This is a genomic window from Sphaerotilus montanus, assembly GCF_013410775.1.
GTDB lineage: Bacteria > Pseudomonadota > Gammaproteobacteria > Burkholderiales > Burkholderiaceae_C > Sphaerotilus > Sphaerotilus montanus.
On record NZ_JACCFH010000001.1, the window covers coordinates 2,367,876 to 2,382,578 of the forward strand.

Annotated in this window: 14 protein-coding genes; 13 read left to right on the forward strand and 1 reads right to left on the reverse strand. The window is 69.9% G+C overall.

What is annotated here, in order from left to right:
- The first annotated feature begins 187 nt into the window (after positions 1 to 187).
- The 5 genes from BDD16_RS10690 (at position 188) to BDD16_RS10710 (ending at position 5,616) form a co-directional block, all read left to right on the forward strand.
- Complete coding sequence (locus tag BDD16_RS10690; protein WP_179633935.1) at positions 188 to 730, forward strand: hypothetical protein; 543 nt, start codon at positions 188 to 190, stop codon at positions 728 to 730.
- Positions 727 to 1,044, forward strand: coding sequence for an OST-HTH/LOTUS domain-containing protein (locus BDD16_RS10695; protein ID WP_179633936.1), 318 nt, complete (start codon positions 727 to 729; stop codon positions 1,042 to 1,044). The genes BDD16_RS10690 and BDD16_RS10695 overlap by 4 nt, the downstream gene beginning before the upstream one ends.
- A 69-nt stretch (positions 1,045 to 1,113) precedes the next feature.
- Positions 1,114 to 2,496: a ribulose-bisphosphate carboxylase gene (locus BDD16_RS10700; RefSeq protein WP_179633937.1), complete on the forward strand. Its 1,383-nt coding sequence runs from the start codon at positions 1,114 to 1,116 to the stop codon at positions 2,494 to 2,496.
- Positions 2,497 to 2,515: 19 nt separating this feature from the next.
- Positions 2,516 to 3,343, forward strand: coding sequence for a CbbQ/NirQ/NorQ/GpvN family protein (locus BDD16_RS10705; RefSeq protein ID WP_179633938.1), 828 nt, complete (start codon positions 2,516 to 2,518; stop codon positions 3,341 to 3,343).
- Positions 3,344 to 3,360: 17 nt separating this feature from the next.
- The gene (locus tag BDD16_RS10710) at positions 3,361 to 5,616 is read left to right on the forward strand and encodes a nitric oxide reductase activation protein NorD (RefSeq protein ID WP_179633939.1); all 2,256 of its coding nucleotides are present in this window, start codon (positions 3,361 to 3,363) and stop codon (positions 5,614 to 5,616) included.
- On the opposite strand, the gene BDD16_RS10715 is transcribed toward BDD16_RS10710, so the two are convergent.
- Entirely contained in the window at positions 5,613 to 6,563 is a 951-nt protein-coding gene (locus tag BDD16_RS10715; protein ID WP_179633940.1) for a LysR family transcriptional regulator, read from the reverse strand. The two genes, BDD16_RS10710 and BDD16_RS10715, sit on opposite strands and share 4 nt — an antisense overlap.
- A gap of 104 nt (positions 6,564 to 6,667) precedes the next feature.
- Here BDD16_RS10715 and rpe point away from each other — a divergent pair, with 104 nt between their 5' ends.
- The 8 genes from rpe (at position 6,668) to BDD16_RS10755 (ending at position 14,685) form a co-directional block, all read left to right on the forward strand.
- On the forward strand, positions 6,668 to 7,369 hold the full coding sequence (gene rpe / locus BDD16_RS10720) for a ribulose-phosphate 3-epimerase (protein ID WP_179633941.1): 702 nt from the start codon (positions 6,668 to 6,670) through the stop codon (positions 7,367 to 7,369).
- Between the two features lie 61 nt (positions 7,370 to 7,430).
- Positions 7,431 to 8,531, forward strand: coding sequence for a class 1 fructose-bisphosphatase (locus BDD16_RS10725; protein WP_179633943.1), 1,101 nt, complete (start codon positions 7,431 to 7,433; stop codon positions 8,529 to 8,531).
- Positions 8,532 to 8,574: 43 nt separating this feature from the next.
- A complete protein-coding gene (locus tag BDD16_RS10730; RefSeq protein WP_179633944.1) occupies positions 8,575 to 9,459 on the forward strand; it encodes a phosphoribulokinase in 885 nt (294 codons plus the stop codon).
- Between the two features lie 70 nt (positions 9,460 to 9,529).
- Complete coding sequence (gene tkt, locus BDD16_RS10735; protein ID WP_179633945.1) at positions 9,530 to 11,539, forward strand: transketolase; 2,010 nt, start codon at positions 9,530 to 9,532, stop codon at positions 11,537 to 11,539.
- Complete coding sequence (gph, locus tag BDD16_RS10740; RefSeq protein ID WP_179633946.1) at positions 11,536 to 12,225, forward strand: phosphoglycolate phosphatase; 690 nt, start codon at positions 11,536 to 11,538, stop codon at positions 12,223 to 12,225. The genes tkt and gph overlap by 4 nt, the downstream gene beginning before the upstream one ends.
- Entirely contained in the window at positions 12,222 to 13,004 is a 783-nt protein-coding gene (locus tag BDD16_RS10745; protein ID WP_179633947.1) for an HAD-IA family hydrolase, read from the forward strand. Before gph ends, BDD16_RS10745 begins: the two co-directional genes overlap by 4 nt.
- Before the next feature lie 29 nt (positions 13,005 to 13,033).
- A complete protein-coding gene (gene fba / locus BDD16_RS10750; RefSeq protein WP_179633948.1) occupies positions 13,034 to 14,056 on the forward strand; it encodes a class II fructose-bisphosphate aldolase in 1,023 nt (340 codons plus the stop codon).
- Positions 14,057 to 14,133: 77 nt separating this feature from the next.
- Positions 14,134 to 14,685, forward strand: coding sequence for a hypothetical protein (locus BDD16_RS10755; protein ID WP_179633949.1), 552 nt, complete (start codon positions 14,134 to 14,136; stop codon positions 14,683 to 14,685).
- Positions 14,686 to 14,703 lie beyond the last annotated feature (18 nt).

The following is a 14,703-nucleotide window of genomic DNA, read 5'->3' on the forward strand; positions in this document are numbered from 1 at the left end:
CACATGAACAGGCACAGGGCGAACACACTGGAAACCGCGGGAGCGGTCGCGGGCCGCTGGAAGGTCAGGCGCTGGCCGGTGCTGCTGGGGGCGGCGGCGGTGGCCGTGTTCTGATCCGGTTGCGCGGTTGGCTGTTCCCGATCTGGCAAAGTCTGGATGAACCATGTTTCATCCGGGGAGAGCAGCCATGCTGCACCAGAAACTCGACGACGAGGCCAACAGCCTGCCGCAGCCACTGCTGCTGGGCACTCAGGCGCTGACCAGCCTCGATGCCGTGCAGCGCGAGGTTCAGCGCAAGCTCGGGCGCTGCCTGATTCGGCTCCAGCAATATGAGCGGTTGTTGAAGGCGCTGCTACCGACAACGGATTTCCAGACAAGCTGGCAGCCAGGGCAAGTGCCGCAGACCAATCTGCAGGCGGCCACCGAACGCCTTCAATCTCAGACCCTGGGCCAACTGATGAACGAGTTCATCGGGATCCATTCCGAACCACGGCAGGATGTGGAGGAAACGGACGAAGAATCCGGGCCGGAGGGAGTGTTTTTTTCCGGTCTCAATTCCGCATCGAGACGGCTTTTGGCGGTCTTGCCGGCATCAAATCGAACCTGCGCGGCTTGGTGGCGATGCGCAATGAACTGGTCCACCATTACCGCGCGTTGCACACCAGCGCACTCGCTGCTGATGCAGCACGGCAAGCGATGGCGGTGTTCATGCGCTCCCCCGAGTTCATGAACCAGTTGTACGAAGGCGTCTTGCCGGATGGCCAGATTCACTGGCCATCGACCCGGATCGTGCAATGTCTGCTTCAGCACTGCGCAGTTGATCCCGTTGCGTGGGTGGTACTCGGCCCGGTGATCCAGTCCATGCGGGCTGATGTTCCTGAAGAGGTGCCTTCGAAATACGGGTGCAAGACTTGGCGTCAGTTGCTCAAGCGTTCGGAGCTGTTCGAAGTCCGCACGGATCTTGACAACCGGACTGGGCAAGGGCGAACTTGGTTTCGTCCGATTACTTCAGATAAAACTGAATCCACAAGTCAAACAACATGAATTTACCTTAGCCATCCCGGCTCCTACAGTGCGTTCAACCCCACCGCACAACGCCCACAGGAGCCGTCCATGGACCAGTCCAACCGCTACGCCGACCTCAGCCTCCACGAAGCCGACCTGATCAAGGGCGGTCGCCACATCCTGGTGGCGTACAAGATGAAGCCCAAGGCGGGCCACGGCTATCTGGAGGCCGCGGCGCACTTCGCCGCCGAGTCCTCCACCGGCACCAATGTCGAGGTCTCCACCACCGACGAGTTCACCAAGGGCGTGGACGCGCTGGTGTACTGGATCGACGAGGCGACCGAGGACATGCGCATCGCCTACCCGCTCGACCTGTTCGACCGCAACATCACCGACGGCCGGATGATGATCGTCAGCTTCCTGACGCTGGTGATCGGCAACAACCAGGGCATGGGCGACATCCAGCACGCCAAGATCCACGACTTCTACATGCCGCCGCGGGCGATCCAGCTCTTCGACGGCCCGAGCAAGGACATCTCCGATCTGTGGCGCATCCTGGGTCGCCCGGTCACGGACGGTGGCTACATCGCCGGCACGATCATCAAGCCCAAGCTCGGCCTGCGTCCCGAACCGTTCGCGCAAGCGGCCTACCAGTTCTGGCTCGGCGGCGACTTCATCAAGAACGACGAGCCGCAGGGCAACCAGGTCTTCGCGCCGATGAAGCGGACCATCCCGCTGGTGGTGGACGCCATGAAGCGCGCGATGGACGAGACCGGCGAGGCCAAGCTGTTCTCCGCGAACATCACGGCGGATGACCACTATGAAATGCTGGCCCGCGGCGAGTACATCCTGGAGCAGTTCGGCCCGGACGCGGACAAGGTGGCCTTCCTCGTCGACGGCTACGTCGGCGGCCCCGGCATGATCACCACTGCCCGTCGCCACTTCCCGAACCAGTACCTGCATTACCACCGCGCCGGCCACGGAGCGGTCACGTCGCCGAGCGCCAAGCGCGGCTACACGGCCTACGTGCTGGCCAAGATGAGCCGGCTGCAAGGGGCGTCCGGCATCCACGTCGGCACCATGGGCTACGGCAAGATGGAAGGCGAGCACGACGACCGCGCCATCGCCTACATCATCGAGCGCGACAGCTACACCGGCCCCGTCTACCACCAGGAGTGGTACGGCATGAAGCCCACCACGCCGATCATCTCCGGCGGCATGAACGCGCTGCGCCTGCCCGGTTTCTTCGAGAACCTCGGCCACGGCAACGTCATCAACACCGCTGGCGGCGGCAGCTACGGCCACATCGACTCGCCGGCGGCCGGCGCCACCTCGCTGCGGCAGGCGTATGAATGCTGGAAGGCCAAGGCCGACCCGATCGAGTGGGCCAAGGAGCACCGCGAGTTCGCCCGCGCCTTCGAGTCGTTCCCGAAGGACGCCGATGCGCTCTACCCGGGCTGGCGCGAGAAGCTGACCGGCGTGCACCGCTGAGCCGGCCGGGAGACCGACCATGCCCCCGCCGACCGACCGCCCCGATCCGCTCGCCGCCTGGCGTCTGACCGCGCCGCCGCACTACCAGCCCCAGGCCGATGAGGTCGCGCTGTTCACCGCCGCCTACGCCGCCCGGCTGCCGGTGATGGTCAAGGGGCCGACCGGCTGCGGCAAGTCGCGCTTCATCGAGCACATGGCGTGGACGCTCGGCCGGCCGCTGGTGACGGTGGCGTGCAACGAGGACATGACCGCCGCCGACCTGGTCGGGCGCTTCCTGCTCGAAGCAGGTGGCACGCGCTGGCAGGACGGGCCGCTGACGCTGGCGGCGCGGCACGGCGGGATCTGCTACCTCGACGAGGTGGTCGAGGCGCGGCAGGACACGACGGTCGTGATCCACGCGCTGACCGACCACCGCCGCTGCCTGCCGCTGGACAAGAAGGGCGAGCTGCTGCGGGCGCACCCGGACTTCCAGCTCGTCATCTCGTACAACCCCGGCTACCAGAGCCTGATGAAGGACCTGAAGCCCTCGACCCGGCAGCGCTTCACCGCCCTCGATTTCGACTACCCGGCGGCCGCGCTGGAGGCGGGCATCGTCGCGCGGGAAACGGACCTCGATCCCGCCCGCGCCGCGCAGCTCGTGCAGATCGCCCACGCCGCCCGTCGCCTCAAGGGCCACGGTCTGGCCGAGGGCATCTCGACGCGGCTGCTGGTCAACGCGGCGACGCTGATCGTGCGCGGCGTGGCGCCACGGGCGGCCTGCCGCATGGCGCTGGTGCGGCCGATCACCGACGACGCCGACCTGCGCGACACGCTCGACCACGCGATCGATGCGGTGCTCGCGCCGTGAGCCCGCGGGGTGGGCCCATGGACAACACCGCCCTCCGCCAGCGCCTGAACAGCCGTTTCCCCGAAGTCGATGCGGTGTTCGACGACCACGTCGCCCGCGCCCGCACGCTGCTGGGCGCGGACGAGGCCACGCTGCTGGCCTGGATCGATCTGGCCGGCTGGCTCGGGCGACTGGGTCGCGGGGTCGAGCCGCTGCTGGTCGCCCTGGAAACACTGCCCGAGGTGCTGCACACGGCCGGCGTCGGCGTGCTCCAGCCGCTGCGGGAGACGCTGGCGGCGCTGCAGAAATCGCCCGATGGCCGCGCCCTCGGGCCGCTGCTGCAGAGCCTGCCCGCGGTCGCGCGGCGGCTGCCGTCGGGGCCGCTGCTGGCGCGCTACTTCGCGCTGGTGCTGCGGCTGGCGGCGCGCACGCGGCTGTCCATCCACGGCCACCACGCCACCGAGCCCAGCCCCTGCCTGCCGACGCTGCTCGACCAGGCGCCGCGGCTGGTCGCGCAGGTGCCGCTGGACGGGCTGGCGCGCTGGATCGACGAAGGCGTGCGGCTGCACGGGCGCCACCCCGGGCACCTCGTCGCGTGGTTCGGGCTGGAGGCGCCCGACAGCCGCGCCGTGCTGCAGCGCGAGCGCCATGGCACGCTGCTGGTGGACGTGGAGCGCCGGCTCAGCCTGACGCTGCGCGGGCTGTGGAGCGACGAGGCGGCGCTGGTGCCGTGTCCGGTCGATCGCGACGGGCCGCCGTTTCGCCCGCACCTGGAGCCGGACGGCTTCCGCTTGCCCGAGGTGCTTGATGCCCGCGGCGACGTGTCCGCCCTGGCGCGCTACCGGGCGATGCTGGCCCACCTCGCCGCGCACCGCCGCTGGAGCCGGCCGCTGGTGGCCGACAACCTGAGCCCGATGCAGCGGCTGGCGATCGAGTGTGTCGAGGACGCGCGCATCGACCAGCTGACGCTGCGCCGGCATCCCGGGCTGGCGCCGGTGCTGCGGGCGCTGCATCCGGTGGCGCCGGCCCCCGAGGCGATCGACGCAGCGGAGGCGGCCGGGCGGAGCACGCTGCGGCTGCGCCTGGTGCGGCTGTCGCGGGCGCTGCTGGACCCGGCCTTGCCCTGTGCGGGCGCCGATGACGAACTGCGCGGCCGGTTCCAGGCGCTGCTGGCCGAGGGCGAATCCGACACGTGCCAGATGGCCGACCTCGCGCTGCGCTGGGTGGCGCGGACGCGGCGGCAGAGCGACCAGTCGGCCCAGGTGGTGTTCGACGCGACCGAGGTTGACTGGCGCGACGACAACCGCCACCTGTGGACCTACATCGAGGCGGGCGACGAGGAAGTCGCCTTCGACGACACGCACCGCCCGCCCCGCACGGCGCCCGACGACACCCGCCTGCCACCCCACCTGTACCCCGAATGGGACCACGCGATCCGCGCCCACCGCCCCGACTGGGTCAGCGTCCACGACACGCTGCAGCCGGCGGGCGATGCGCGGCAGATCGATGCGCTGCTGCAGCGCCACCAGCACACGGCGCGGCACCTGCAGCGGCTGCTCGACGCGCTCAAGCCGCAGGACCGCACCCGCCTGCGCCAGCAGGAAGAGGGCACCGAGCTGGACCTCGACGCCGCCGTGCGCGCGCTGATCGACACCCGCGCCGGCTGCACGCCCGACACCCGGGTGCAGATGTCCACCCGCACCGACGGGCGGGATTTCGCCGTGCTGCTGCTGCTCGACCTGTCGGCGTCGGTGAACGACGCGGTGCCGGCGGCGCCGGGCGAGACGGTGCTGTCGCTGAGCCGGGCGGCGGTGGCCTTGCTGGCCGGTGCGGTGGCGCAGCTCGGGGACCAGCTGGCGATCGCCGGCTTCCACTCGAACACGCGCCACGAGGTGCGCTACCTGCACCTGAAGGGCTTCGGCGAGGTCTGGGACGACACGCCCAAGGCGCGGCTGGCGGCGGTGGAGGGCGCGTACTCGACCCGCATGGGCGCCGCGCTGCGCCACGCTGGCCACCTGCTGTCAGGCCGGCGCGCCGACAAGCGCCTGCTGCTGGTCCTCACCGATGGCCAGCCCGCCGACATCGATGTCGCGGACCCGGCGCACCTGATCGCCGACGCGGCCGAGGCCGTGCGCGCGCTGGACCGGCTGGGGCTGCACACCCACTGCATCAGCCTGGACGCGCGGGCGGACGACTACGTCGGGCAGATCTTCGGGTCGCGCTGGGCGGTGGTCGACCGGGTCGAGCAGTTGCCGCGGCGGCTGGTGGAGGTGTTCGCGGGGCTGACCCGTTAACCCGGACCGGCGCCCCCACCGCCCATCCACGGCCGGTCATGTTCGGCCAGGTAGGTTTCACCCTCTTCCAGGATGAAGTAGCGGAACGCCTCCGCCGCCGGCGACAGCAGCCGCGACTGCAGATGCACCACGTTCCACGTCCGGATCACCGGCGAGTTCTCGACGTGGACCAGTTCGATCTCGCCCGCCCGCAGCTCCAGCCCGAGCGTGTGCAGCGACAGGAAGCTCAGCCCCATGCCGGCCATCACCGCCTGCTTGATGGTCTCGTTGCTGGGCATCTCCATCACGATGCGCGGTTCGGCGCGGTGCTGCTGGAAGAAGCGGTCCATCAAGGCGCGCGTGCCGGAGGCCGGCTCGCGCACGATGAGCGGGTAGTTCGACAGCATCTCCACCGAGGGCTGGCCCGAGCGCAGGACCGGGTGGCCGGGCGGCGCGACGAACACATGCGGGTGTGCGGCGAACGCTTCGGCACGGCAGGCCATCTCGCGCGGCGGGCGGCCCATGATGGCCAGATCGACCTCGCCGTCGGCCAGCATCGCCACCAGCTCCTCCCGGTTGTTGCCGACCTGCAGCCGCACGTCCACGCCCGGGTGCTCGATGCGGAATTTCGCCAGCAGCCGCGGCACGAAGTACTTCGCCGTGCTGACCAGTCCCACCGACAGCATCCCGGTTTCCAGCTTGCGGAACCGCGCCATCGCGTCGTCGGCGTCCTTCAGCGTGGCCAGCAGGCGCTTGGCGTAGACGAGGAAGTATTCGCCCGCGGTGGTCAGCGTCACCTTGCGCCCCTGCCGGTCGAACAGCGGCAGCTCGATCGCGGACTCCAGCTCCTTGACCTGCATCGTCACCGCGGGCGGTGTCAGGTGCAGCGCTTCGGCCGCGCGCACGAAGCTGAGGTTCCGGGCGACCTCGGTGAATACCCGGAGCTGTCGGAAGGTGACGGTCTTCATCGCGTGGGGATCTCGGCTCGATTTGTCTCGATTCAGTTTCTCTGAATTACAAGACAAATATCGGTGAATTTACCTTAAACGAGCGGCCGCCTAAATTGGGCTGCATGAACCACCTTCCGCACCACCGCATCGCCCCGTCCATCCTGTCCGCCGACTTCGCCCGCCTGGGCGACGAGGTGAAGAACGTGCTCGCCGCGGGCGCCGACTGGATCCACTTCGACGTGATGGACAACCATTACGTCCCCAACCTGACCTTCGGACCGATGGTCTGCCAGGCGCTCAAGAAGCACGCGGTCAAGCCTGACGGCACGCCCGCCCCGATCGACGTGCACCTGATGGTGTCGCCGGTGGACGCGCTGGCGCAGGCCTTCTGCAAGGCGGGTGCGGATCTCGTGTGTTTCCACCCCGACGCGTCGCGCCACGTGGACCGCACGCTGCAGCTCATCCAGTCGGAGGGCTGCCAGACCGGCCTCGCGTTCAACCCGGCCGAGCCGCTGGACGTGCTGGAGTGGGTGATGGGCGAGGACGCGGACCGGGTGGATCTGGTGCTGATCATGAGCGTGAACCCCGGCTTCGGTGGCCAGAGCTTCCTCCCGAGCGCGCTGCGCAAGGTCGAGCGGGCGCGGCGGCTGATCGAGGCCAGCGGGCGCGACATCCGGCTCGAAGTCGATGGCGGCATCAAGACCGACAACATCCGCCGCGTTGCCGACGCGGGCGCCGACACCTTCGTCGCCGGCAGCGCCATCTTCAACCAGCCGGACTACCGCGCCGTGATCGACGCGATGCGGGTCGAGCTGGCGCGCTGACGGCGTCGCCGCCGCTGATCCCACTGATTTCAAGAATTCCAAAGTCCCCCAGGAGATTGCCATGCCCTTGTCCAACCGGTCCACGCTGACCCAGTACCTGATCGAGGAGCGCCGCCGCTTCCCGAACGCCAGCGGCGCGCTGAACGCGCTGATCCTCGATGTCGCGCTCGCCTGCAAGGCGATTGCCCGGGCCGTCGCGTTCGGCGAACTCGGCGACGCGATGGGTGGGGTGGACGCCGCGGCGGTGCAGGGCGGGGCGGTCAACGTGCAGGGCGAGGAGCAGAAGAAGCTCGACGTGCTCAGCAACGAGGTCTTCATCCGGCGCAACGAGTGGTCGGGCTGTCTGGCCGGCATGGCGTCCGAGGAGATGGAGGCGCCGTACCAGATCCCTGCCCAGCACCTGCGCGGCCACTACCTGCTGGTGTTCGACCCGCTCGACGGCTCGTCCAACATCGACGTGAACGTGTCGGTGGGCAGCATCTTCTCGATCCTGCGCGCGCCGCAGGACGTGATCGACAGCGGGCGCGATGTCGTCGAGGCCGATTTCCTGCAGCCGGGCGCGGCGCAGATCGCTGCCGGTTACGCGCTCTACGGGCCGACGACGATGTTCATGCTCAGCGTCGGCAACGGCGTGGCCGGCTTCACGCTGAACCCGAACCTGGGCGAGTTCATGCTGACGCACGCCAACGTCCGCGTGCCCGAGGACACCCGCGAGTTCGCGATCAATGCGTCGAACGCGCGCTTCTGGGAGCCGCCGGTCAAGCGCTACGTGGACGAATGCCTGGCCGGTGCGCCAGGGCCGCGGGGCAAGGACTTCAACATGCGCTGGATCGCCTCGATGGTGGCCGAGGCGCACCGCATCCTGATGCGCGGCGGCGTGTTCCTGTACCCACGTGACACCAAGGACGCCAGCAAGCCGGGTCGGCTGCGGCTGCTGTACGAGGCCAACCCGGTCGGCTTCCTGATGGAGCAGGCCGGCGGGCGCGCCTCGACCGGGCGGCAGCCGGTGCTGGGCGTGGCGCCGTCGTCACTGCACCAGCGCATCGGGCTGGTCTTCGGCTCGAAACACGAGGTCGAGCGCATCGAGCGCTACCACCGCGAACCGCCGCCGCGCGAACTGCACAACCCGCTGTTCAGCGAACGCAGCCTGTTCCGCGACTGACCCGACCCGAACCGACCAGATCAGACCCTCCGGAGACCCCGCCATGTCCGAACGCCACCCCATCATCGCCATCACCGGCTCGTCCGGTGCCGGCACCTCGTCGGTGACCCGCACCTTCGAGAACATCTTCCGCCGCGAACAGGTGCGCGCCGCGATCATCGAAGGCGACAGCTTCCACCGCCACGACCGCAAGGCCATGCGCGCCCGCCAGGCCGAAGCCGAAGCCGACGGTAACAAGCACTTCAGCCACTTCGGCCCGGAGAACAACCTCTTCCCCGAACTGGAGCAGCTCTTCCGCAGCTACGGCGAGACCGGCAACGGCATGCGCCGCAAGTACCTGCACGACCCGGTCGAAGCGGCGCCCTACCAGCAGGAGCCGGGCACGTTCACCGCCTGGGAGCGCCTGCCGGAGCACACCGACCTGCTGTTCTACGAAGGCCTGCACGGCGCCGTGGTCACCCCCGAGGTCAACATCGCGCAGCACCCGGACCTGCTGATCGGCGTCGTGCCGGTGATCAACCTGGAGTGGATCCAGAAGCTCTACCGCGACAAGAACGTGCGCGGCTACTCGGCCGAGGCGGTGACCGACACCATCCTGCGCCGCATGCCCGACTACGTGAACTACATCTGCCCGCAGTTCGCGCACACGCACGTCAACTTCCAGCGCGTGCCGGTGGTGGACACGTCGAACCCGTTCATCGCCCGCGACATCCCGTCGGCGGACGAGAGCCTCTGCGTGATCCGCTTCGCCAACCCGAAGGGCATCGACTTCCAGTACCTGATGAACATGATCAAGGACTCGTTCATGTCGCGCGCCAACACGATCGTGGTGCCGGGCGGAAAGATGGAGCTGGCGATGCAGCTGATCTTCACGCCCTTCATCTGGCGAATGATGGACCGCCGCAAGCGCGTCCTCCACGCGATCTGATCCGCCACCGCGCCCCGCCACCCGCCATGCCCGCGCACGCGGGCACCCACGCACCCCACCAGGCCCCTCCATGACGTCCCCCTCCACCCCGGCCGACATGGCCAATGCTCTGCGCGCCCTCTCGATGGACGCCGTCCAGCGCGCCAACTCCGGCCACCCCGGCGCCCCGATGGGCATGGCCGAGATGGCGGTGGCGCTCTGGTCGCGCCACCTGCGCCACGACCCGAGTGATCCGCACTGGCCCGACCGTGACCGCTTCGTGCTCTCGAACGGCCATGCCTCGATGCTGCTCTACGCGCTGCTGCACCTGACCGGCTACGACCTCTCGATCGACGACCTGAAGGCGTTCCGGCAACTCGGCAGCCGCACCCCGGGCCACCCGGAAGTCGGCCACACGCCCGGCGTCGAGACCACCACCGGCCCGCTCGGCCAGGGCCTGACCAACGCGGTCGGCTTCGCGCTGGCCGAGAAGCTGCTGGCGCACGAGTTCAACCGCCCCGGCCACGCCATCGTCGATCACCACACCTACGTCTTCCACGGCGACGGCTGCCTGATGGAAGGCATCAGCCAGGAGGCGATCTCGCTGGCCGGCGTGTGGCAGCTGAACAAGCTGGTCGCGCTCTACGACGACAACGGCATCTCGATCGATGGCCCCGTGCAGGGCTGGTTCGCCGACGACACCGCCGCGCGTTTCCGCGCCTGCGGCTGGGACGTGATCGGCCCGATCGACGGCCACGACGTGGCGCTGGTCGACACCGCGCTGGCCCGCGCCCGGATCAGTGCGCAACGCCCCACGCTGATCATTTGCAAGACCCGCATCGGCCAGGGCTCGCCCAACCGCGCCGACACCGCCAAGGCCCACGGCGAGCCGCTCGGCGCGGCCGAGATCGCACTGACCCGCGCGGCGATCGGCTGGGCGCATGCGCCGTTCGAGATCCCCGACGCGGTGCGACTGGCCTGGGACGCGCGCGAAAACGGCCAGGCCGCCCACCGCGGCTGGCAGCAACGCTTCGCCGCCTACCGCGCCGCCCACCCGGCGCTGGCCGCCGAGTTCGAGCGCCGCGTGCTGCAGCGCGCGCTGCCGGCGGACTTCGCCGAGACGGTGGCAGAGACGCTGGTCCGCTTCGGCCAGTCCACCGAGCACGTCGCCTCGCGCAAGGCCTCGCAGAAGGTGCTGGCCCAGCTCGCGCCGCGCATCCCCGAACTGCTCGGTGGCTCGGCCGACCTGACCGGCTCGAACCTGACCGACTTCCCCGGCTGCGGCGCGGTGACCGGCGGCCATGTCGAAGGGCGCCACATCCACTACGGCGTGCGCGAGTTCGGCATGGCGGCGGTCATGAACGGCCTGGCGCTGCACGGCGGTTTCATTCCCTACGGCGGCACCTTCCTCACCTTCAGCGACTACAGCCGCAACGCGTTGCGCATGGCCGCGCTGATGAAGCAGCGTGTTCTCCACGTCTTCACGCACGACTCCATCGGCCTGGGAGAAGACGGCCCGACCCACCAGCCGGTCGAACATGCCGCCAGCCTGCGCCTGATCCCGAACCTGGATGTCTGGCGCCCCTGCGACGAGGCCGAGACCGCCGTCGCCTGGGTGCACGCGCTGTCGCAGGCGGACCGGCCGAGCGCGCTGCTGCTGTCGCGCCAGAACCTGCCGGCGCAGCCGCGCACCCCCGCGCAGGTGCTGGAGATCCGCCGCGGTGGCTATGTGCTGAGCGACCGCGCGCAGGCGCAGGCCGTGCTGCTGGCCACCGGCTCCGAGGTGGGCATGGCGGTGGCGGCGCAGCAGCGGCTGGACGCGCTCGGCGTGCCGGTGCGCGTGGTGTCGATCCCGTCGACCACGGTGTTCGACCGCCAGGACGCCGCCTGGCGGCGCACCGTGCTCGGCACCGGGCTGCCGCGCATCGGGGTCGAGGCCGGCGTGTCGCGCTGGTGGGGCCAGTACGGCTGTGTCGCGGCCCTTGGCGTCGACCGCTTCGGCGAGTCCGGCCCCGCGGCCGCCGTGTTCGCGCACGTCGGCCTGACGGTGGAGGCGCTGGTCGAGCTGGTGCAGCAGACCCTGGCGGCGGAGGCCGCATGAGCGTCGATGCCGTCACCTTCGACCTCGACGGCACGCTGGTCGACACCGCCGCGGAGATCGCCGAGGCGGTCAACCGGACGCTGGCCGACTTCGGCCTCGCCCCGCGTCCGCTGGACGAGATCACCCACCTGATCGGCCACGGCCTGCACCCGCTGATGACCCGGCTGCTGCAGCGCCTGCAGGCCGAGCAGCCGGCGCTGGTCGGGCAGCTGCTGGCCGCGGAGGTGCTGCCCGCGCTCGACCGGCACTACGCCGCGACGGTCGGCACGCAGGCGCGGCCGTATCCGGGCGTGCCCGAGGCGCTCGACGTGCTGCTGGCCGAGGGCGTGCGGCTGGGCTGCGTCACCAACAAGGAAGGCCGCCACGCCCGGCGCGTGCTGGAGGTCTGCGGCCTGGCCGGCCGGCTGGAGCTGCTGATCGCCGGCGACACGCTGCCCGAGAAGAAGCCGCACGCCTCGGTGCTGCAGCAGGCGGCGCAGCGGCTGGGTGTGGTGCCCGGGCGGCTGGCGCATGTCGGCGATTCGCGCACCGACATCGAATCGGCCTGCAACGCCGGGGCCGCGGCCTGGGCGGTGCCCTATGGCTACAACGGCGGCGAGCCGATCGAGGCCGCGGCGCCGCAACGGATCTTTGTCGGGCTGGCCGAGGTGGCCGCCCACGTGATCGACCTGAGGAGTGCCCGATGAGCCAACTCGCTGCCGTGGTCTGGGATGTGGACGGCACGCTCGCCGAAACCGAGCGCGATGGCCACCGGGTGGCCTTCAACCGCGCGTTCGAGGCGCTCGGCGTGCCCTGGCGCTGGGACGTGGCGCGCTACGGCGAGCTGCTGACCGTCACCGGCGGGCGCGAGCGGCTGCTGCGCGACATGGGCACCCACGCCGATGCGCCAGCCCTGCTCGCCGAGCGGGAGGCCCTGGCGCAGCGGTTGCACGAGCGCAAGAACCAGTTCTACGCCGAGCTGGTCCAGGACGGCGCCATCGCGCTGCGTCCCGGTGTGGTCGCGCTGATGTCGGCGTGCGCGGACCGTGGCGTGCGCATGGCGCTGGCCACCACGACCAGCCGGACCAATGTCGCGGCGCTGCTGCGGGTGCACCTGGGCGTGCGCTGGGCGGCGTGGTTCGACGTGGTCGTCTGTGGCGAGGACGTGCGCCACAAGAAGCCCGACCCGGAGGTCTACCTGCAGGTGCTGGCCGGCCTGCGCCTCGGGCCGCTGCAGACGCTGGCGATCGAGGATTCGCCGGTCGGCGCGGCGGCGGCGCGGGCGGCGGAGGTGCCGGTGGTCGTGACCCGCAGCGTGTACTTCGAGCAGGCGACCTTCGACGACGCCATCGCCATCGGCCCCGGCCTGCACCGCCGTGCGGACTGGCGGCCGGTCCTGCGCGGCGGGCACGGGGACTCCCCCGTCGGCCTCGACGACCTCATCGACTGGCACGCGCAGATGGACCGCGTGTCGCAGTTCGGCTGAATTCCTTCCTTGCACCCAGGAGACTTCCGATGGCCCTCATCTCACTGCGCCAGCTGCTCGACCACGCCGCCGAGCACGGCTATGGCGTGCCGGCGTTCAACATCAACAACCTCGAACAGGTCCAGGCGATCCTGCAGGCCGCCCAGGCCACGAACAGCCCGGTGATCCTGCAGGCCTCGGCGGGTGCGCGGAAATACGCGGGCGAGGCGTATCTGCGCCACCTCGTGCTGGCGGCGGTCGAGACGCATCCGGACATTCCCATCGTGCTGCACCAGGACCACGGTGCTTCGGCCGCGGTGTGCGTGCAGGCGATCCGCTCGGGCTTCACCAGCGTGATGATGGACGGCTCGCTGCTCGAAGACGCGAAGACCCCGGCCAGCTACGACTACAACGTGCGTGTCACGGCCGACGTCTGCCGCATCGCGCGGGCGGTGGGCGTGTCGGTCGAGGGCGAACTCGGCTGTCTCGGCTCGCTGGAGACCGGCGAGGCGGGCGAGGAGGACGGTGTCGGCGCCGAAGGCAAGCTCCGCCACGACCAGATGCTGACCGACCCGACCGAGGCGAAGGACTTCGTCGCGCGCACCGGCGTCGACGCGCTGGCCATCGCCATCGGCACCAGCCACGGCGCCTACAAGTTCACCCGCCCGCCCACCGGCGAGATCCTCGCCATCGACCGCATCGCCGCCATCCACGCCGCGATCCCGAACACGCACCTGGTGATGCACGGCTCGTCGAGCGTGCCGCAGGAGTGGCTGGCCATCATCCGCGAGTTCGGCGGCGACCTGAAGGAGACCTACGGCGTGCCGGTCGAGGAGATCGTGCGCGGCATCCGCAGCGGCGTGCGCAAGGTCAACATCGACACCGACATCCGGCTGGTGATGACGGGGGCGATGCGGCGCAGCTTCGCCCAGCAGCCGTCCGAGTTCGACCCGCGCAAGGCGCTGGCCGCTGCCACGAAGGCCGCGCAGGCGCTGTGCCAGCAGCGCTTCGAGGCGTTCGGCTGTGCGGGCATGGCCGGACGGATCCGGGCAAACCCGGTTGTGATGGCCTGAAATATCCGCGAATGCTGATATAACATTCGGCACCGCGCAAATGTTCATTTGCCACCTGCTTGATCTGGTACCTGCTGATGCCCATTTTTCCTGGCCCTGCCCGTCTGTTCGTGTCCGTGGCGACGGTGTTCGTGCTGTCAGCCTGCGCGCAGATGGACATGCACCGCGGCGGCCATGAGCCGGCCACCCACGCTGGCCATGCCGGCCATGGCGTCAACATGGGGGCGCCGGCCGCCGCATCGGTCGCGCTGGCCGCGCGCACGGTGGTCGATGTCACACCCCAGGAGAGCGCGCATGTGCTGGGTGACATGCAGAACCTGCTGCGTTCGGTGGGCGAGATCAACGGCGCACTGGCGGCCCGCGACTGGACCACGGTCGAGCGGATTGCCTCCAGCCTGCGCCCCGAGAAGACCATGGGCAGCCAGGAACCAGCCGCCATGAGCTTCCACGCCAAGCTGCCCGCCGGCTGGTCCAGTTTCGGTGCGCCAATGCACCAGGGCTTTGCCCGCATTGCCGACGAGGCCCGAGGCGGGCAGCGTGTCGACGAGGTGCTGCGCACGCTGTCGCAGACCACCCGCCAGTGCGTGGGCTGCCACGCCCAGTTCCAGCTGCGCGCGGCCCTGCGCTGAGCGGAGCCCGTTTCGATC